This window comes from Streptomyces sp. NPDC104761, assembly GCF_055583445.1.
Genome location: NZ_JBVJNZ010000023.1, coordinates 90,747 through 110,154 on the forward strand (window position 1 = coordinate 90,747; position 19,408 = coordinate 110,154).

The 19,408-nt window shown below is 71.9% G+C and carries 13 protein-coding genes; 5 read left to right on the plus strand and 8 right to left on the minus strand.

Translation table 11 applies throughout. From position 1 onward, the window contains the following. Window positions 1-17 precede the first annotated feature (17 nt). Together ACZ63F_RS39655 and ACZ63F_RS39660 are read left to right on the plus strand one after the other, a co-directional pair. On the plus strand, window positions 18-3,608 hold the full coding sequence (locus ACZ63F_RS39655; protein WP_469718602.1) for a hydantoinase B/oxoprolinase family protein: 3,591 nt from the start codon (window positions 18-20) through the stop codon (window positions 3,606-3,608). Between the two features lie 37 nt (window positions 3,609-3,645). Continuing rightward, complete coding sequence (locus ACZ63F_RS39660; RefSeq protein WP_469718604.1) at window positions 3,646-4,251, plus strand: GTP-binding protein; 606 nt, start codon at window positions 3,646-3,648, stop codon at window positions 4,249-4,251. A gap of 60 nt (window positions 4,252-4,311) precedes the next feature. Here ACZ63F_RS39660 and glpK read toward each other — a convergent pair whose 3' ends face one another. The 5 genes from glpK to ACZ63F_RS39685 form a co-directional block, all read right to left on the minus strand. Then, window positions 4,312-5,829: a glycerol kinase GlpK gene (glpK, locus tag ACZ63F_RS39665; protein WP_351960416.1), complete on the minus strand. Its 1,518-nt coding sequence runs from the start codon at window positions 5,827-5,829 to the stop codon at window positions 4,312-4,314. Window positions 5,830-5,938: 109 nt separating this feature from the next. Further along, window positions 5,939-6,676 (minus strand): MIP/aquaporin family protein, encoded by a 738-nt coding sequence (locus ACZ63F_RS39670; protein WP_469718606.1) that lies wholly within the window; start codon window positions 6,674-6,676, stop codon window positions 5,939-5,941. Window positions 6,677-6,982: 306 nt separating this feature from the next. Continuing rightward, window positions 6,983-8,623, minus strand: coding sequence for an EAL domain-containing protein (locus ACZ63F_RS39675; protein ID WP_469718607.1), 1,641 nt, complete (start codon window positions 8,621-8,623; stop codon window positions 6,983-6,985). A 111-nt stretch (window positions 8,624-8,734) separates the two neighbouring features. Continuing rightward, entirely contained in the window at window positions 8,735-9,925 is a 1,191-nt protein-coding gene (locus ACZ63F_RS39680; RefSeq protein ID WP_469718609.1) for a lipid-transfer protein, read from the minus strand. Next, complete coding sequence (locus ACZ63F_RS39685) at window positions 9,922-10,368, minus strand: Zn-ribbon domain-containing OB-fold protein (RefSeq protein WP_469718611.1); 447 nt, start codon at window positions 10,366-10,368, stop codon at window positions 9,922-9,924. The genes ACZ63F_RS39680 and ACZ63F_RS39685 overlap by 4 nt, the downstream gene beginning before the upstream one ends. 206 nt (window positions 10,369-10,574) lie before the next feature. On the opposite strand from ACZ63F_RS39685, the gene ACZ63F_RS39690 reads away from it, so the two are divergent. Continuing rightward, window positions 10,575-11,108, plus strand: a complete 534-nt coding sequence (locus tag ACZ63F_RS39690; protein WP_362585090.1) for an NUDIX domain-containing protein — start codon at window positions 10,575-10,577, stop codon at window positions 11,106-11,108. Between the two features lie 10 nt (window positions 11,109-11,118). Here ACZ63F_RS39690 and ACZ63F_RS39695 read toward each other — a convergent pair whose 3' ends face one another. Continuing rightward, window positions 11,119-13,479 carry a glycoside hydrolase family 31 protein gene (locus ACZ63F_RS39695; RefSeq protein WP_469718612.1) on the minus strand — a complete coding sequence of 787 codons (2,361 nt, stop codon included), beginning with the start codon at window positions 13,477-13,479 and terminating at the stop codon, window positions 11,119-11,121. Between the two features lie 214 nt (window positions 13,480-13,693). Between ACZ63F_RS39695 and ACZ63F_RS39700 the strand changes: the two genes are divergently transcribed. Both ACZ63F_RS39700 and ACZ63F_RS39705 read left to right on the plus strand, forming a co-directional pair. After that, window positions 13,694-15,670 (plus strand): acetoacetate--CoA ligase, encoded by a 1,977-nt coding sequence (locus tag ACZ63F_RS39700; RefSeq protein ID WP_469718614.1) that lies wholly within the window; start codon window positions 13,694-13,696, stop codon window positions 15,668-15,670. 88 nt (window positions 15,671-15,758) lie between these two features. Beyond that, window positions 15,759-16,652: a hypothetical protein gene (locus tag ACZ63F_RS39705; protein WP_469718615.1), complete on the plus strand. Its 894-nt coding sequence runs from the start codon at window positions 15,759-15,761 to the stop codon at window positions 16,650-16,652. A 116-nt stretch (window positions 16,653-16,768) separates the two neighbouring features. Here the strand turns inward: ACZ63F_RS39705 and ptsP are convergent, their stop codons facing one another. Continuing rightward, window positions 16,769-18,439: a phosphoenolpyruvate--protein phosphotransferase gene (gene ptsP / locus ACZ63F_RS39710; RefSeq protein WP_469718616.1), complete on the minus strand. Its 1,671-nt coding sequence runs from the start codon at window positions 18,437-18,439 to the stop codon at window positions 16,769-16,771. Window positions 18,440-18,555: 116 nt separating this feature from the next. Further along, entirely contained in the window at window positions 18,556-19,005 is a 450-nt protein-coding gene (locus ACZ63F_RS39715) for a PTS sugar transporter subunit IIA (RefSeq protein ID WP_469718618.1), read from the minus strand. Window positions 19,006-19,408 lie beyond the last annotated feature (403 nt).

The following is a 19,408-nucleotide window of genomic DNA, read 5'->3' on the forward strand; positions in this document are numbered from 1 at the left end:
GGAAGCGGAGTGGTGACGTGACAGGCTGGCAGTTCTGGGTCGACCGTGGCGGGACGTTCACGGACGTCGTCGCACGGCGCCCGGACGGCCGGCTGCTCACCCACAAGCTGCTCTCCGACAACCCTCGGCGCTACACCGACGCCGCGGTGGCCGCCGTGCACGAGTTGCTGGAGGGCTCCGGTGCCCCCGTCGACGCCGTCCGGATGGGCACCACCGTCGCCACCAACGCCCTTCTCGAACGCAAGGGCGAGCGCACCCTCCTCGTCATCACCCGCGGCTACCGCGACGCCCTGCGCATCGCCTACCAGAACCGCCCCCGCATCTTCGCCCGCCGCATCGACCTGCCGGAACCCCTGTACGAACGGGTCGTCGAGGCCGACGAGCGGATCGCCGCCGACGGCACCGTGCTGCGCGCACCCGACCTGGACGCCCTGGCCGGCCCGCTCCAAGGCGCGTACGACGACGGGATCCGGGCCGTCGCCGTCGTCTGCATGCACAGTCACCTGTACCCCGCCCACGAGCTGGCGATCGGCGAGCTGGCCGCCCGCACCGGCTTCCCGCAGATCTCGCTGTCCAGCGAGGTCAGCCCGCTGATGAAGCTCGTCCCGCGCGGTGACACCGCCGTCGTCGACGCCTACCTCTCGCCCGTGCTGCGCCGCTACGTCCGCCATGTCGCCGACGAGCTCGAAGGCGTACGGCTGATGTTCATGCAGTCCAACGGCGGCCTCGCCGAGGCCCGGCAGTTCCGCGGCAAGGACGCCGTGCTCTCCGGTCCGGCCGGCGGGATCGTCGGCATGGCCCGGATGTCGCAGCTCGCCGGCTTCGACCGGGTCATCGGCTTCGACATGGGCGGCACCTCCACCGACGTCTCCCACTTCGCGGGCGGCTACGAACGGGTCTTCACCACGCAGATCGCGGGCGTCCGGCTGCGCGCCCCCATGCTGGACATCCACACCGTCGCCGCGGGCGGCGGCTCGGTGCTGCACTTCGACGGCTCCCGCTACCGCGTCGGCCCGGACTCGGCCGGCGCCGACCCCGGCCCCGCCTGCTACCGGGGCGGCGGCCCACTGGCCGTCACCGACGCCAACGTCATGCTCGGCCGGATCCAGCCGGCCCACTTCCCCCGGGTGTTCGGGCCGGGCGGGGACCAGCCGCTCGACGCCGACCTGGTCCGCGACCGCTTCACCGGGCTCGCCCGGGAGATCCGGGAGCGGACCGGCGACGACCGCACCCCCGAGCAGGTCGCCGAGGGCTACCTGAGCATCGCCGTGGCCAACATCGCGAGCGCCGTGAAGCGGATCTCCGTCCAGAAGGGCCACGACGTCACCCGCTACGCCCTCACCACCTTCGGCGGGGCCGGCGGACAGCACGCGTGCATGGTCGCCGACTCGCTCGGCATCCGCACCGTGCTGGTGCCGCCCATGGCGGGAGTCCTCTCCGCACTCGGCATCGGGCTCGCCGACACCACCGCCATGCGCGAACAGTCCGTCGAGGCCCCTTTGGAGGCCGCCGCCATGGCCGGCATCCGCAAGACCGCCGCCGACCTGGAGGCCGCGGCCCGCGCCGAGCTCCTCGCGGAGGACGTCCCGGAGGATCGCGTCGAAGTCACCCGCCGCGCCCAGCTCCGCTACGACGGCACCGACACCACCCTCACCGTCGAGCTCGCCGAGCCCGACGCGATGAAACACGCCTTCGAAGAACGTCATCGCGCCACGTACTCCTTCACGCTCGACCGCCCGGTCGTCGTCGAAGCCCTCTCCGTGGAAGCCACCGGCATCACCCGACCCCCCGACCTCTCCGCCCTCGCCCCGTACGAGGGCACTCCCGCCGCCCCGGAGACCGTCCGCCTCCACACCGGCGGCGCCTGGCACGACGTACCCCTCCACCGCCGCGAGGACCTGCCCCCCGGCGAATCCGTCACCGGCCCGGCGATCATCACCGAGGCCAGTGCCACGACCGTCGTCGACGACGGCTGGCGGGCCGCGGCGACCGACGACGGGCATCTGGTCATGGAACGCGCGACGGTCACGCAGAGTTCCGACCTCGACACGAAAGCCGACCCGGTTCTGCTGGAGGTCTTCAACAACCTCTTCATGTCGATCGCCGAACAGATGGGCGCCCGGCTGGAGTCGACGGCCCAGTCCGTCAACATCAAGGAGCGTCTGGACTTCTCCTGCGCCCTGTTCGACCCGGACGGGAACCTGGTGGCCAACGCCCCGCACATCCCCGTCCACCTGGGCTCCATGGGCACCAGCGTCAAAGAGGTCATCCGCCGCCGCGGCACCTCGATGCGCCCCGGCGACACCTACGCCGTCAACGACCCGTACCACGGCGGCACCCACCTGCCCGACGTCACCGTGATCACTCCGGTCTTCGCCACGGAGGGTGACCGGATCCTCTTCTACGTCGCCTCCCGCGGCCACCACGCCGAGATCGGCGGCATCGCGCCGGGCTCGATGCCGGCGAACAGCCGCACCATCGAGGAGGAGGGCGTCCTCTTCGACAACTGGCTGCTCGCCGAGAACGGCCGGTTCCGGGAGACCGAGACGCACCGGCTGCTGGCCGAGGCCCGCCACCCCTCCCGCAACATCCCCACCAACCTCGCCGACCTGCGCGCCCAGATCGCCGCCAACCGCAAGGGCGTCGACGAGGTCGGGCGGATGATCGAGGAGTTCGGCCTGGACGTCGTCCAGGCCTACATGCGGCACGTCCAGGACAATGCCGAGGAAGCGGTCCGCCGGGTGATCGACGCCCTCGACGACGGCGCCTACGCCTACGAGACCGACTCCGGCGCCGTCATCCGGGTACGCGTGCGCGTGGACCGCGACAACCGGCGCGCGACCATCGACTTCACCGGCACCTCCGCGCAGCTCACCACCAACTTCAACGCCCCGTTCGCCGTCGTCAACGCGGCGGTGCTGTACGTCTTCCGCACCCTCGTCGCCGACGACATCCCGCTCAACGACGGCTGCCTGCGCCCGCTCGACATCGTCGTCCCGCCCGGTTCCATGCTCGCCCCCGAGCCACCGGCCGCCGTCGTCGCGGGCAACGTCGAGACCTCCCAGGCGATCACCGGCGCGCTCTACGCGGCGCTCGGCGTCCAGGCCGAGGGCTCCGGGACCATGAACAACGTCACCTTCGGCAACGAACGCCACCAGTACTACGAGACCGTCGCCTCCGGGTCCGGAGCCGGTGACGGCTTCAGCGGCGCGAGCGTCGTACAGACCCACATGACCAACTCCCGGCTCACCGACCCGGAAGTCCTGGAGTGGCGGCTGCCCGTCCGCCTCGAAGAGTTCGCCGTCCGGGCGGGCAGCGGCGGCGCGGGGCGATGGCACGGCGGGGACGGCGCGGTCCGCCGCGTCCGCTTCCTCGAACCCATGACCGTCTCCACCCTCTCCCAGCACCGCCGGATGCCGCCGTACGGCATGGCCGGCGGCGAGCCCGGCGCACTCGGTGCCAACCGGGTGGAGCGGTCCGACGGCACGGTCACCGAACTCGGCGGCAGCGATACCGCGGACGTCGGCCCCGACGACGTGCTCGTCGTCGAAACCCCGGGCGGCGGCGGATACGGACGCCCGTCGCCCGGCACCCGAACCCAGCAATGACCCCAGCAACGACTTCACCAAGCAGGAGAAGAAAACGATGATCTTCGGGCGATCTGAGCGTGGCAAGCCCCCGGTCGAGCCCGTCACGCTCAAGATCCTCGTGGCCGGCGGCTTCGGCGTGGGCAAGACGACCCTGGTCGGCGCGGTCAGCGAGATCCGGCCGTTGCGCACCGAGGAACTGCTCACCGAGGCCGGGCGACCGGTCGACGACACCTCCGGCGTCGAGGGCAAGCACACCACCACCGTCGCCATGGACTTCGGCCGCATCACCCTGCGCGAGGACCTGGTGCTGTACCTGTTCGGCACGCCCGGCCAGGAACGGTTCTGGTTCATGTGGGACGAGCTGGCCGAGGGGGCTCTGGGAGCCGTCGTACTCGCGGACACGCGCCGCCTCGAGGACTGCTTCGCCGCCGTCGACTACTTCGAGCGGCGTTCCATACCCTTCCTCGTCGGCGTCAACTGCTTCGAGGGCGCGGCGCGTTACCCCGTGGAGTCCGTCCGCAAGGCCCTCGATCTCGACCCGGACGTGCCGGTCGTGCTCTGCGACGCCCGGGACCGCGAGTCGGTCAAGGAGGTGCTCATCGGCGTCGTCCGGCACGCAATGGCGTACGCGGCGGCCCACCGGCAGACCGTGGCCACCTGAACGGCGGCGGCACGGCCCGTACCCCCGCCGACCGGGGTACGGGCCGTGGTCCTGGGGTGGTTACTCGCCGTCCTCCAGCCAGCCGAAGCTCTTCTCCACCGCCTTGCGCCAGTTCGCGTACTCCCGTTCGCGTACCGGTGCCGTCATCGTGGGCGTCCACTCCATGTCCTGCTGCCAGTGCGACCTGAGTTCGTCCAGGTCGTTCCACACGCCGGTCGCCAGGCCGGCCGCGTAGGCGGCGCCTAGACAGGTCGTCTCGGAGACCCGGGGCCGGATCACCGGTACCCCGAGGACGTCGGCCTGGTGCTGCATCAGGAGGTTGTTCTTCGTCATGCCGCCGTCGACCTTCAGAGTGGTGATCGGCACCCCCGAGTCCTGGTACATCGCGTCCACGACCTCCCGCGTCTGCCAGCTCGTCGCTTCCAGGACCGCACGGGCCAGGTGCGCCTTGGTGACGTACCGGGTCAGCCCGGTGACGACCCCGCGCGCGTCGGAGCGCCAGTAGGGCGCGAACAGACCGGAGAAGGCGGGCACGATGTAGGCGCCGCCGTTGTCGTCGACGCTCGCCGCCAGTGTCTCGATCTCGTCGGCGGTGCGGATGATGCCGAGCTGGTCGCGGAACCACTGCACGAGCGCGCCCGTTATGGCGATCGAACCCTCCAGGCAGTACACCGGCGCCTCGGTGCCGATCCGGTATCCCATCGTCGTCAGCAGCCCGCTCTTGGACGGCACCGGCCGGTTGCCGGTGTTGAGCAGCAGGAAGCTCCCCGTGCCGTAGGTGTTCTTCGCCGTGCCGACGTCGTAGCAGGCCTGCCCGAAGACCGCCGCCTGCTGGTCGCCGAGGGCGGACGCCACCGGGACCCCGGCGAGCTGGCCGACGGCGGTGCCGTACACCTCGGCGGACGACCTGATCTCGGGGAGCACGGCCTCGGGGACGTTCATCGCGGCGAGGATGGCGGGGTCCCACTGGAGGGTCTCCAGGTTCATCAGCATGGTGCGCCCGGCGTTGGTGACGTCGGTGACGTGACGGCCGCCGTCGGTGCCGCCGGTGAGGTTCCAGATGAGCCAGGAGTCGATGGTCCCGAAGGCGATCTCGCCGCGCTCGGCCCGGTCCCGCAGTCCGGGCACGTTGTCGAGCAGCCAGGCCGCCTTGGGGCCGGAGAAGTAGCTGGCCAGGGGCAGACCGGTCTGCTCGCGGAAGCGGTCCTGGCCGTCGCTGCCGCCGAGTTCACGGCACAGGGCCGCGGTCCGGGTGTCCTGCCAGACGATCGCGTTGTGCACGGGCTTGCCGGTGGCGCGGTCCCACAGCACGGTCGTCTCGCGCTGATTGGTGATGCCGAGCGCGCTCAGCTGGTCCGGGCGCAGCCCCGCGCCCGCGAGCGCCCCGGCCACCACGGCCTGCACCTTGGACCAGATCTCGGTGGCGTCGTGCTCCACCCAGCCCGGTTTGGGGAAGATCTGGCGGTGCTCGCGCTGGTCGACGGCGACGATCGCGCCGCCGTGGTCGAAGATGATGCAGCGGCTCGACGTGGTGCCCTGGTCGATTGCGGCGACGTACTTCTCGGCGGTGTCCGTCATGGCTACCCCTTGGTCGCTGGGTCGGAAGGCTTCGTGGGTGGGAGGGCCGCGCGGAGCCGGGGCGCGTGGGGCCGGGGGGACCGCGCGGGCCCGGGACGTCCGCGCCGAGTCAGAAGGCCGCGTTGTAGATCAGGCCCGCGAGCGCCCCGCCGATCAGCGGGCCGACGACCGGTATCCAGGCGTAACCCCAGTCCGAGGTGCCCTTGTTGGGGATCGGCAGGAAGGTGTGCACAAGCCGCGGGCCGAGGTCGCGCGTCGGGTTGATGGCGTAGCCGGTGGGGCCGCCGAGCGACAGCCCGATGCCGACGACGAGCAGCGAGACGATCAGCACGGTGGTGCCGGACTCGCCGAGCCCCTTGGTCAGCCCGAACGCGAGGACGGGCAGGACCAGCGCGATCGTCGCGATGATCTCGGTGACCAGGTTGGCGACCGGGTTCCGGATCTCCGGGATGGTGGAGAAGATTCCCAGGGTCGGCGTCGGCTCCTCTCCCGCCTCCTCGTCGGGCACGTTGGCCTGGAACTGGGCCAGGTAGACCAGGTACGTCAGGACGGCGCCCAGGATCGCACCGACGAGCTGGCCGAGCAGGTAGACCCAGACCTTGCCCCACTTCCCGGTGTCGACGGCGATGCCGATGGTGACCGCGGGGTTCAGCTGCCCGCCGGAGAGCGGGGCGGCCGTGTAGGCGCCGGCGAGCACGCCGAACCCCCAGCCGAACGCGATCACCACCCACCCCGAGGCCCGGGCCTTGGAGTGTCTGAGAGTGACCGCGGCGCAGACACCGGCGCCGAACAGGATCAGGATGGCCGTGCCGATGACTTCGCCGACGAAGATGTCTCCGTTGCTCATGGCGGCTCCTAGGGCGCTGGCCGGGGATCGACCCCGGCGCTTTGAGCAGGAACGGTTCCCTTGGCGACGTCAGCCGAAGGCAGGGAAGGTCCCGCGCCCCGCCCGGCGTCAGTGACGAGCGTGCCGTAGCGGCCGAATCGCCCATGGGGGAAGGAGCCTCGAGACAGGAGCGGCCCATGGCGCAGTGCCTGAATACGCCGAGAATGTACGGCGATGTCGACCGACACGGGAAGTTTTCACCGGCACCCGGAGGGCGTCAAGGTCGCCGACGGCAACGATGACGGGCAACCCGCCGGAGCGCACCCGTCACGGCTCCACCGTCGCGCATCCGGCCTGGGCCGGGTACGCGTCCGAGCCGCGCCGGATCTCGTGTCCGGGCAGCCCCGCCCGCCCCAGCACCCAACTCGCCCCGTGGAGCGCCTTGGCGGCCTTCTTGAGCGGTGCCAGGAAAGCGGCAGCCTGCCGGTGGTCCGCCACGCTGCCGGGGCCGCACACGACGGTGGCCAGGGACAGCGTGACGGGACGCCCGCCCGCGGACCAGGGCGCGTCGAGCAGGGCGGCGACCTGGTCCAGCCCGGTCTCGTCGGCGAGCACCAGGAAGTCGTCCCCGCCGATGTGCCCCACGCGCGCGTGCCCGACGGCGGCCTCCTGCAGCGCCCGCCCCACCGAACGGATCAGCTCGTCGCCCGCGGCGAACCCGGCGCCGTCGTTCACCTGCTTGAAGTGGTCGATGTCCAGCCAGCTCAGCGCGAAGACCCGGCCGTCCGCGAGCCACCGGTCGACCTCGCCCGTGATCGCGTCCGAACCGGGCAGCCGGGTCAGCGGGTTGAGCCCGGCCGCCTCCTCGACCCGGGTCTCCGCGAGCGCCCGCACCAGGTCGGCGAGGCGTACGACGCCCACGCAGCGCCCGAACCGGTCGACGACGGTCACATCGTCCGACGTCCGGTCCGGGCCGCCGACGGCCACCACGTCCAGCACCTCCCAGGCGGTCGCGTCGATGCCCACCGTGCGCGGGGCGTCGCCCAGCTTGAAGGCCGGCCGGTCCGCGTACAGGGCGTGCCCGTAGCGGCCGGACATCGACAGCAGGAAGCGGGAGCGGTGCACCGAGCGGACCGGGGCGCCGGTCTGGTCCACCAGGAGCACGCCGGAGACGTCCGGGGAGCCGGTCAGCAGCGCCCGTACCTGCAACGCGGACGCGGTGACCGGCAGAACCGCGGCGGGCCGGACGAACTCCCGCACGGACGGCCCGGAGCGCGGCGGCGGTACGGCGGCGGGGGAGGACGGCGGAACGTATACCTCCGCGACCGGGATCCGGGCCGGTGGCGCGAACAGCTCACCCTGCGCCAGCTGTGCCCCGGCGGACAGTGCCGCCGCGTGCTGGAGTTCGGTCTCCACGCCCTCGACGGCCACCAGGGCGCCGAGTTCCTCGCACAGGGTGCGCATCGCCCGCACCGCGGCCGGCCGGGCGAGCAGCGAGGCGTCGAGCTTGACCAGGTCGGGGGAGAGGTCGGTGAGCAGCCGCAGCGGCACGTCCCCGTCCCCGATGCCGTCCGCGCTGATCCGGAAGCCCTGGCCGCGCAGCACCGCGACGGCCTCCAGCAGGGCCCGCTGCGGCACGTGCGTGTACGGCGGGACGATGTCCAGGGTGACCTCCCAGGGCATCCGCCCGGCCTCGCGGACGGCCTCGGGCAGCGGTCCGATGCCGCCCAGGTCGGCGAGGGTGGCCGCGAAGGCGTTGATGTGCAGCGGCAGCAGGGTCTCCTTGCGGGCCGCCGCGCGGAGGGCCAACACCGCCAGATTGCCGTCGAGTTCGGGATTCCGGCGGGCTTCGCCGAGGATGTCGCCGGTCTCGGGGCGGGCGAGGATCTCCAGTGCGGCGATCCCGCCGGTCGTCAGATTGACCACTGGCTGGAAGGCGAAACGGAGAGCATCCGTCCAGGTGCGCACGGGAGCATGATGACGCCACCGGCGTACGCCCATGGGCAGTTCATGAGACGTTCACGCACCATTTCAGGGTGGTCACGCAGGGTATGCGCCTCTTCAGTCACACCCGTCCCGTCAGCGCACCGCTATCACGGACGAGCCGTGCCCGAACAGCCCCTGATTGGCCGTGATCCCCACGCGCGCGTGCGCCACCTGCCGGTCGCCCGCCGCGTCCCGCAACTGCCAGGTGAGCTCGCACACCTGGGCGATCGCCTGGGCCGGTACCGCCTCCCCGAAGGACGCGAGCCCCCCGCTGGCGTTGACCGGTATCCGGCCACCCGGGGCCGTGGCGCCCTCGCGCAGCAGCTTCGCCGCCTCCCCTTCCGCGCACAGCCCGAGATCCTCGTACCACTGCAACTCCAGCGCGGTGGACAGGTCGTACACCTCGGCCAGGGACAGCTCCCCGGGGCCGATGCCCGCCTCCTCGTAGGCGGCCCGCGCGATCGAGGCCCGGAAGGCCTCCGGGGGCGGCTCCACCGCCGACGCGGAGTCCGTGGCGATGTCCGGCAGGTCCAGCACCGCGCTCGGATAGCGGGGCGTGACCGTGGACACCGCGCGGATCCGCACCGGCCGTGCCACCCCGCGCCGGCGCGCGAACTCCAGGCTGGACAGCACCAGCGCGGCCCCGCCGTCGGAGGTGGCGCAGATGTCCAGCAGCCGCAGCGGATCGGCGACCACCTGGGAGGCGGCGACCTCCTCGGCGGTCACCCGCCTGCGGTAGCGGGCGTACGGATTGAGCGCCCCCAGGGCCGCGTTCTTCACCTTGACCAGGGCGAAGTCCTCGGGGGTGTCGCCGAACACCGCCATCCTGCGGCGCGCGTAAAGACCGAAGTACGTCGGGTTCGTCGCGCCCAGCAGCCGGAAGCGCAGCCAGTCGGGATCGTCCGGCCGGTCTCCTCCGGCGGGCCGGAAGAAGCCCTTGGGCGCCGCGTCCGCGCCCACCACGAGCACCACGTCCGCGAGGCCCGCCAGGATCTGTGCCCGCGCCGCGGCGACCGCCTGGGCCCCGGACGCGCACGCCGCGTACACGCTTGCGACCCGCGCCCCCTGCCAGCCCAGCGCCCTGGCGAAGGTCGCGCCCGCCACATAGCCGGGATAGCCGCCACGCACCGTTTCCGCGCCCACGACCGAGCCGATGTCCCGCCATTCCAGTCCGGCGTCCGCGAGCGCCGCGCGGGCCGCCGCCGTCCCGTACTCGACGAAGCTCCGGCCCCACTTGCCCCACGGGTGCATGCCCACGCCGAGCACAGCCACGTCCGCCGTCATGCCGCCACCCCCGTCGGCCGCCAGTGCCAGGTCGTCCAGGTCGTCTCAGCGTCCTCACTCAGGACTCCGGGGACGATCTCGGCCTCCATGCCCACCGCCAGATCGGCGACGGTGATCCCGGGAACCGCCTGCCCCAGCACCACGATCCGCTCGGGCTCCAGCTCCACAGCGATCAACGCGTACGGCTCCCACGGAAGTTCCGGATCGCTCACATAGGGTGACGGGGGGCGGTACCTGCTGTCGGTGTACGACCAGATCCGTCCGCGCCGGGAGAGCCGGACCTCCTCCAGGTCGCCGCCCGCGCAGCCGGGGTTGCGGCAGTGGGCGTCCTCGCGCGGGAAGAAGACCGAGGCACAGGCCGCGCAGCGGGTTCCCAGCAGCCGGAATCCGTCGCCCTCGCCCGTGAACCAGCCGTCGACCGCCGGTGTGCGTGTACGCGACAAAGCTCCTCCAGGGCATGGATCTGACGCAACGTCAGAAGTGACCTCAGAAGTGTGCCACCGGCGGCCCGGATTGGGCAGGCCGCGTGGGCGTCCCTCGGCCGCCGGTGCTTCTACGGTTCCGGCGCCGCCACGTGTCGGTTCACTTCCGGAAGAGGGTGTTCCAGTGACCGTAAGACGTCGTACTCCCGATCGGATAAAGTCCGCGCGTGTCCGAAAATCAGCACCCAATCGCCAACTCCGCTCCCGGCTCGCACTGTTCGAGCTGCGGAGCGGCCTACGGAGAGGGAATCTCCGGCTGGCCCCGCACTTGCCCGGCCTGCGGCCACGTCGCCTACCGCAACCCGCTGCCGGTGGCGATCGCCCTCCAGCCCGTCTACGACACGAAGGGCACCGCCCTGGTCGTCATCACCCGCACCGTGGCCCCCGCGCGCGGCGGCACCGCGCTGCCCGGGGGCTACGTCGACGACCGCGAGGACTGGCGGCACGCCGTCGTCCGCGAACTCAAGGAGGAGACGGGCATCGACGCGGCCGCCCGCGACGTACGGCTCGTCGACGCCATGAGCTCACCCGACGGGCACCTGCTGCTGTTCGGCCTGCTCCCGGAGCGCCCGGCCGAAGGCCTCCCGCCGTCGGGTGCGACCGACGAGACCGAGGGCTGGCACCTGCTGCGCCGCCCCGAAGAACTCGCCTTCCCGCTGCACAGCGTGGCCGTACGCGCGTGGTTCGAGGGCCGCTACTGAGCCCGCCGGCTCAGCCCAGCCCTCTGACCCGGACGGGCCAGGACGGCTTGCTCACGCCGCTCTCGTCGTCGCGCCGGACCACCACGTGCCGGCCCTCCCAGCGGGCGACGTAACGCTCCACCTCCGGCTCCTCCCAGCCGTCGCCCGCGTCCGGCACGAACAGCCCGCCTCCTGTCCGCCCCCGGGCAGGCGCCCACACCTCAAGCCGCGTCCCGCCGTCCTCGTCCCGCACGGGCAGGACGGCACCCGCGCGCGCCAGCACCGGGATCCGCGACAGCGGGGCATCGACGAGCACCTGCCCGGGACCCTCGTACGCCTGCTCCGTCACCGTGTCGTACCAACGCCCACGGGGCAGCTGCACCGCACGCCGGTCGGCACCCGGATCCAGCACCGGAGCCACCAGCAGGGCGTCGCCCAGCAGGAACGCGTCCTCGCAGTCACGCAGCGCCCGGTCCTCCGGCGCCCCCCACCACACCGGCCGCACGTAGGGCGCACCGGTCCGCCGGGCCAACTGCGCCAGCGTCATGAAGTACGGCAGCAGACGTCGCCGTTCGAGCAGCGCCACGCGCGCGTGCTCCAGCACCTCGGCCCCGAACTCCCACGGCTCCCGGCGCCCCGCCCGGATGCCCGCATGCGTGCGGAACAACGGCAGATACGCGCCCAGCTGGAACCAGCGCAGAAACAGCTCGGGCGACGGACTCCCGTCGTAACCGCCCACGTCAGGACCCGAGTACGGCACCCCGCACAACCCGAGCCCCAGCACCAGCGACAGGGACGCGCGCAGCCCCGGCCAGCCGGTGGCGACGTCACCGGACCACGTGCCGCCATAGCGCTGCACACCGGCCCAGCCCGAGCGGGAGAACAGGAACGGCCGCTCCCCGGGCGCGAGCCCGCGCAGACCCTCGTAGGCCGCCCGCGCCATGCAGAGCGCGTAGACGTTGTGCGCCTCCCGGTGGTCGCCGCCGCGCCCCTCCAGGGCGTGCCGCGCCGAGCGCGGCAGTGTCGACTCGCCGAACGCGCTGAAGGACGTCGGCTCGTTCATGTCGTGCCAGAACCCGGCGAACCCCAGCGCGAGCCGCTCCTCGTACAGCCCGCCCCACCACGCGCGCACGCGCGCGTCCGTGAAGTCGGGGAAGACCGCCTCCCCGGGCCACACCACACCCTCCACCGTCCGCCCCGACGGATCACGGACGAAGGCGTCGAGCGAAGTCCCGCTGTCGTAGACCGTGTTGCCGGGCTCGGCCTTCACCGCCGGGTCGACGATCGACACCAGCCGGATCCCGTCCCGACGCAACTCCTCCGCCAGCGTCGGCAGCTTCGGGAAACGCTCGTGATCGACCGTGAACACCTGGTGGGCGTCGTAGTGGTCGATGTCCAGATGGACGGCGTCCAGCGGCAGACCGCGCTCCTGGTAACCGGCGACGATCCGCCGCACCTCCTGCTCACTGCCGAAACCCCAGCGCGCGTGGTGGTGGCCCAGCGCCCACGCCGGCGGCAGCGCGGGCGCTCCCGTGAGCGAGGCCCAGGTGTGCAGCACGCGCGCGGGGGTGCCCGCCATCACCCAGCAGCGCAGCGGACCGCCGTCCATCCGCAGCTCGCAGCGCCCGGTCCGGTCGTGCCCGGAACCGGCGCCCTCCTCGCCCTCCCGGAGCGTCACCGTGCCGTCCCAGGAACTGTCGTGGAACACCAGATGCGCCCCCGCGTCCGCCACCACCAGCTGCACCGGCATCGTGACGTACAGCGGATCGTCACCGGGCCCGAAGGCACGGCCGGGATCGGTGTTCCACAACCGGTACGTGCCGTCCCGCAGCCGCGGCCCGGAAGCACGCCCGCCCAGCCCGAAGAACCGCGCGTCCGCGGCCACCTCCGACCGCTGCACCCAGCGCGCCGCACCCCCGCCCACCGGCTCCCACCAGCGCGGCGGCAGATCCCGCCGCAGCATCACACCACCCGGCGTGCACACCTCCACCGCGCCGTGCCGCGAGACACTGACCGTCACCCGCTCCGCCACGACCCGCCAGCCACCGTCGGTGTCCGGTTCGAGAACCGCCCGCGGATCCGGCTCCGGACAGCGCCCCGCGAGCGCGTACGACGGCTCGGGACCGGCCCCGTCCCAGCCCCAGAAGACGGCCCCGTTCACCGCGACCGTGATCCGCAGCTCGGACCGGCTGAACCGGATCACACCGCCGCCCGGCCCCGGCTCCGCGCCCTGCACCGGGCCCGGCACCCGGGCCCGCTCCGCCCCCCGCACGGGCAGCCCGGCGGCATCGATCCGCCTCCTGCGCCACGCGGCCCGTACGGTACGCAACCCCTGAGCCGCCTTGCTCGAACCGACCACTCTTACCGAACGCACCAGGTCACGACCGTCCATGCTGCTCACCCTGCCACTCAGCACTCCACACGCGGGTGCCGTTCAACTGCCGTTCACCCGTGCCGGGGCCACATCTTCACGACACGGACTATGTGGAGCGCACCCTGGTGTAGAAGTCGATCACATGGCATCGTCCCTGTCAGCCGCGTCACGCGCACACCCCAGCCCGTGCGCGTCCCACGCACACAAAGCGCAGAAGTCCGGGAGCCGCCCCATGTCGTCCGCGAACCCCCAGCCGCTCTGGCAGCCCGATCCGCAGCGGATCGCCCAGGCACGCATCACCAGGTTCCAGTCCTGGGCGGCGGAACACCACCAAGCCCCCGCCGACGGCGGGTACCCGGCCCTGCACCGCTGGTCCGTCGACCACCTGGACACCTTCTGGAAAGCCGTCGCGGAATACTTCGACGTGCGGTTCTCGACGCCCTACGCGCGCGTGCTCGGCGACCGCGCCATGCCCGGCGCCGAGTGGTTCCCCGGCGCGAGGCTGAACTACGCCGAGCACGCCCTGCGCGCCGCCGCCACCCGCGCGGACGAACCCGCCCTCCTGTACGTCGACGAGACCCACGAACCCCGCCCCGTCACCTGGGCGGAGCTGCGCCGCCAGGTGGGCTCCCTGGCCGCCGAACTCCGCGCCCTCGGCGTCCGCCCCGGCGACCGGGTCAGCGGCTACCTCCCGAACGTCCCGCAGGCCGTGGTCGCCCTCCTCGCCAGCGCCGCCGTGGGCGCCGTGTGGACCTCCTGCGCCCCCGACTTCGGCGCCCGCAGCGTCCTGGACCGCTTCCAGCAGGTCGAGCCCGTCGTCCTGTTCACCGTCGACGGCTACCGCTACGGCGGCAAGGAACACGACCGACGCGAGATCGTCGCCGAACTCCGCCGCGAACTGCCCACCCTGCGCGCCGTCGTCCACATCCCGCTGCTCGGCACCCCCGCACCCGAAGGCACCCTGGAATGGTCGGCCCTGACCGCCGCCGACACCGAGCCGGAGTTCGAACAGGTCCCGTTCGACCACCCCCTGTGGGTGCTCTACTCCTCCGGCACCACCGGCCTGCCCAAGGCCATCGTCCAGTCCCAGGGCGGCATCCTCGTCGAACACCTCAAACAGCTCGGCCTGCACTGCGACCTGGGCCCCGAGGACCGTTTCTTCTGGTACACCTCGACCGGCTGGATGATGTGGAACTTCCTCGTCTCCGGGCTCCTCACCGGCACCACGATCGTCCTGTACGACGGCAGCCCCGGCTACCCCGACACCGGCGCCCAGTGGCGCGTCGCCGAACGCACCGGAGCCACCCTCTACGGCACCTCCGCCGCCTACGTGATGGCCTGCCGCAAGGCCGGCGTGCACCCCGCCCGCGACCACGACCTCTCCCGGGTGAAGTGCGTCGCCACCACCGGCTCGCCGCTGCCCCCCGACGGCTTCCGCTGGCTGCACGACGAGTTCGCGGCGAGCGGCGCCGACCTCTGGATCGCCTCGGTCAGCGGCGGCACCGACGTCTGCTCCTGCTTCGCCGGCGCCGTGCCCACCCTCCCCGTCCACACCGGCGAACTGCAGGCCCCCGGCCTCGGCACCGACCTCCAGGCCTGGGACCCCGCAGGCCACCCCGTCATCGACGAAGTGGGCGAACTGGTCGTCACCAACCCCATGCCCTCCATGCCGATCCGCTTCTGGAACGACCCCGACGGCAGTCGCTACCACGAGAGCTACTTCGACACCTACCCCCGCGTCTGGCGCCACGGCGACTGGATCACCGTCACCTCACGCGGCACGGTGATCATCCACGGCCGCTCCGACTCCACGCTCAACCGCCAGGGCGTACGGATGGGCTCCGCCGACATCTACGAGGTCGTCGAGCGCCTCCCCGAGATCAAGGAATCCCTCGTCATCGGCGTCGAACAGCCCGACGGCGGCTACTGGATGCCCCTCTTCGTCCACCTCGCCCCCGGCGCGGTGCTCGACGAGGCCCTGCTGAGCCGCATCAAGCAGGCCATCCGCGAACAGCTCTCGCCCCGCCACGTCCCGGACGAGGTCATCGAGGTGCCCGGCGTCCCGCACACCCTCACCGGAAAGCGCATCGAGGTCCCCGTCAAGCGCCTGCTCCAGGGCGCACCCCTGGAAAAGGCCGTCAACCCCGGCTCCATCGACAACCTCGACCTGCTGACCTACTTCGAGGACCTCGCCCGCAAGCGCGCCTGAAGCCCGGCGCCGTACACGCTCAGCCACCGTTGTCAGTGGTGCCCGTTACTGTGAGTGAGCATTGATCGATTCACATCCAGGGGGAACCATGGCGCGCACCGACCACCGGACCATGCGACGCGTCCTGCGCCGCGAGATCGCCGGCACCATCGGCCTGCTGACCGACGAGCACGACTTCCGCGCCATGCGGCGCTACCGCACCTTCACCTTCGACGACCACCTCACCTACCTCCGCCACATCGAGGCCCTCCTCAGGTCCCGCGCCGCAGAGGGCACCCACACCACACTCGCCCTGTTCGACCCCGAGGAATACGCCGAGTTCTGCACCGCCACCGGCCTCGACCCCGACGCCCCGGCCAGCCGCACCCGTTTCACCGCCCAGCTCGCGGCCACCGGCCCCACCGTCCCCTACGACGGCCGTCCCCTCACCGACCTTGTCCCCGCCCTCGTCGACGAGGCGGTACGGCAGGCCACCTGGGAGTACGCCAGCACCCTTCTCGCCCGCCTCGGCCCCTGCCCCACCTGCGGCGAGGACGTCGGACGCGCCGCCTTCACCCGCGCCTCGCACCTCCTGTCCCGCATCCTCGACACCGCCCCGCCAGGCAACCGGCACCTCGTGTGCAGCGTCTCCGGACCACCGGAAACCCTCGTCACCGTCCTTCACGCCGACCGGAACAGCGACGGCACCACCCACCTCGACGAGGCCGAAGCCCTCGAATTCACCAGCGTTCTCGCCCTCGGCCTCGCCACCAACAGCCCCGGCGGACTCGTCATGCGCACCAGCGCCGCCGGCGCCCCCGACCGTGTCTACGGCTGGCGGCTGCGCGGCAACGGGCTCGGGCCCCTCACCGCCGGCGAGGTCTTCGACGCCTACTGCACCGACGTCGAATCCGGAGACCTCATCTCACCGGAATCGGACGTCGACTACTGCGCGCCGCCCGACCTCGGCGACCAGGAGACGCCCCCCGGTCACCACCACTGAAAACAGCGGGGGCGCCCCACCCACAGGTGGAGCGCCCCCGGAAAGACACCCGGACAGACATCCGGAAAAACATCCGGCAAGACACCGGAAACACGGCCGATCACGGCCGTGGCCGACTACTCGCCGGACAGCACCGCCTGAGCCGCCACACGGGCCTCGTCCGCGCTGTCGGTGGCGCGCGCGGCCGCCGCGGCCCGCTCGCACTGGGCCAGCGTGTACTTGGCCAGCATCGCCCGGACATAGGGAATCGACGCCGCGCCCATGGAGAGGGAGGTGACACCCAGACCCGTCAGCACACACGCCAGCAACGGATCCGACGCTGCCTCACCGCACACGCCACAGCTCTTGCCCTCGGCCCGCGCCGCCTCCGCCGAGAGCGCGACCAGATCGAGCAGCGCGGGCTGCCACGGATCCTGCAGTCGCGACACCGCACCGACCTGACGGTCGGCGGCGAACGTGTACTGGGCCAGGTCGTTGGTTCCCAGCGACAGGAACTCGACCTCCTGGAGGACCGAGCGCGCCCGCAGCGCGGCCGACGGAATCTCCACCATCGCGCCGAACTTGGCCCGCAGTCCCGCCTCCCGGCAGGCGTCCGCGAACGCCTTCGCGTCGGCACGGTCCGCCACCATCGGGGCCATGACCTCGAGGTGGACGGGCAGCCCTTCGGCCGCCTTCGCCAACGCCGTCAGCTGGGTGCGCAGCACCTCGGGGTGGTCGAGCAGCGTCCGCAGACCACGTACGCCCAGCGCCGGGTTCGGCTCGTCCGCGGGCGTCAGGAACTCCAGCGGCTTGTCCGCGCCCGCGTCCAGCACCCGCACGACGACCCGGCCCTCGGGGAACGCCTCCAGCACCTGCCGGTAGGCCTCGACCTGCTTCTCCTCGGAAGGAGCGCTCTTGCTGTCGTCGAGGAACAGGAACTCGGTACGGAACAGACCGACACCCTCGGCACCGGCCTCCACCGCGGCCGGCACGTCCGCCGGGCCACCCACGTTGGCCAGCAAGGGCACCTTGTGTCCGTCGGCGGTCGCGCCAGGGCCGGTCGCGGCGGACAGCGCCGCCTTCCGCTCGGCGGCCGCCGCCGTCAGCGCGGCCTTCCGCTCCGCACTCGGGTTCACGAAGATGTCGCCGCTACTGCCGTCGACGGCGACCACGATGCCCTCGGCCAGTTCCCCGGCACCCGGCAGCGCCACCACGGCAGGCACCCCGAGGGCCCGCGCCAGAATCGCGCTGTGGCTCGTCGGCCCGCCCTCCTCGGTCACGAAACCCAGCACCAGAGCCGGGTCCAGCAGCGCCGTGTCCGCCGGCGCCAGATCCCGCGCGACCAGCACGTACGGCTCGTCGCTGTCCGGGACACCCGGCATCGGAACCCCCAGCAGCCGGGCGACGATACGATTCCGCACATCGTCCAGGTCGGCCACCCGGCCGGCGAGGTACTCGCCCGCTCCGGCCAGCAGCTCGCGGTACGCGGCGAACGCGTCGTACACGGCACGCTCGGCGGTGCTGCCGACAGCGATCCTGCGGTCCACGTCGGACATCAGCTCGGGATCCTGCGCCATCATGGCCTGCGCCTCAAGCACTGCCTGGGCCTCGCCACCGGCCAGGTTGCCGCGCGCCACCAGGTCGGCCGCCACCGCATCCACGGCCTGACGGGCACGCCCCTGCTCCCGCTCCGCCTCATCCGCGGGGATCTGCTTGGCAGGCGGCTCCAGAACCGCCGTTCCCATGTGCCGAACCTCGCCGATCGCCACACCGTGGCTCACGCCGACGCCTCGCAGCGTTGTCTCCATCTCACCCGTCTCCGATAGTGCGGCGGGTCCCGCCGCCGCGGTGGTTGTCGTGATCGCCGCCTGCTCCGTGTCCTACGACGGGACGGCGGCGGGGCCGGTCGTCGGTCCGGGACGAGTCAGTTCCAGGCGAAGAGAGCGTCGCCGGACTTCACGTCACCGTCCTCACGGACGTCGGAGAGAGAGTCGGCGGTGGCCTCCAGAGCCACGACGGGGCAGACCGGGGCCTTGCCGGCGGCCTCGACCTCGGCCGGGTTCCAGCGGATCACGGCCTGGCCGCGGGTCACGGTGTCGCCCTTGTTGACGAGCAGTTCGAAGCCCTGCCCGTTGAGCTGCACGGTGTCGATACCGAGATGGGTGAGCACGCCGTGGCCGCTCTCGTCCACCACGACGAACGCGTGCGGGTGGAGGGAGACGACGACTCCGTCCACGGGCGCCACGACCTCGGAAGGCTCACGCGCGGGGTCGATGGCAGTACCCGGGCCGACCATGGCCCCGGCGAAGACCGGATCCGGCACTGCGGCCAGTCCGATGGCGCGTCCGGCGAGCGGGGACGTCACGGTGGTCATGGGAAGCCTCCCAGGAGTGGAGCTGCTTACGGGCCGTCACAACCTGTTCCGGACGGCTGAGCAGCAGCGTATGTCATATGAAGTGGCGGTTCCGCATGGAAGCTACCAGGTAGTGGTCTAGACCACCAGCCTATTCGATTTGCGCGGCCTTCGAGGCTCCGTGTACAGTCGTACTCCTGCCTGGGGCCAAGCGGTGCGGTAAAGCACTGCCACCCGGCAGCACCCAAACTTGTCAGATCCTAACTCGGGATCCTCTTCCGCATGCCTGCGGGAGGGTGGTCAGAGGGCCGGAAAAACACTGATAGAGTTTGGAAACACCGAAGGGAAGCCCGGAGGAAAGCCCGAGAGGGTGAGTACAAAGGAAGCGACCGTTCCTTGAGAACTCAACAGCGTGCCAAAAGTC

Excerpts from the sequence above, each read along its gene's own strand:
- ACZ63F_RS39660 (WP_469718604.1), top strand. The coding sequence starts at position 3,646 with ATGATCTTCGGGCGATCTGAGCGTGGCAAGCCCCCGGTCGAGCCCGTC.
- glpK (WP_351960416.1), bottom strand. The coding sequence starts at position 5,829 with ATGACGGACACCGCCGAGAAGTACGTCGCCGCAATCGACCAGGGCACC.
- ACZ63F_RS39670 (WP_469718606.1), bottom strand. The coding sequence starts at position 6,676 with ATGAGCAACGGAGACATCTTCGTCGGCGAAGTCATCGGCACGGCCATC.
- ACZ63F_RS39680 (WP_469718609.1), bottom strand. The coding sequence starts at position 9,925 with ATGACGGCGGACGTGGCTGTGCTCGGCGTGGGCATGCACCCGTGGGGC.
- ACZ63F_RS39695 (WP_469718612.1), bottom strand. The coding sequence starts at position 13,479 with ATGGACGGTCGTGACCTGGTGCGTTCGGTAAGAGTGGTCGGTTCGAGC.
- ACZ63F_RS39700 (WP_469718614.1), top strand. The coding sequence starts at position 13,694 with ATGTCGTCCGCGAACCCCCAGCCGCTCTGGCAGCCCGATCCGCAGCGG.
- ACZ63F_RS39705 (WP_469718615.1), top strand. The coding sequence starts at position 15,759 with ATGGCGCGCACCGACCACCGGACCATGCGACGCGTCCTGCGCCGCGAG.
- ptsP (WP_469718616.1), bottom strand. The coding sequence starts at position 18,439 with ATGGAGACAACGCTGCGAGGCGTCGGCGTGAGCCACGGTGTGGCGATC.
- ACZ63F_RS39715 (WP_469718618.1), bottom strand. The coding sequence starts at position 19,005 with ATGACCACCGTGACGTCCCCGCTCGCCGGACGCGCCATCGGACTGGCC.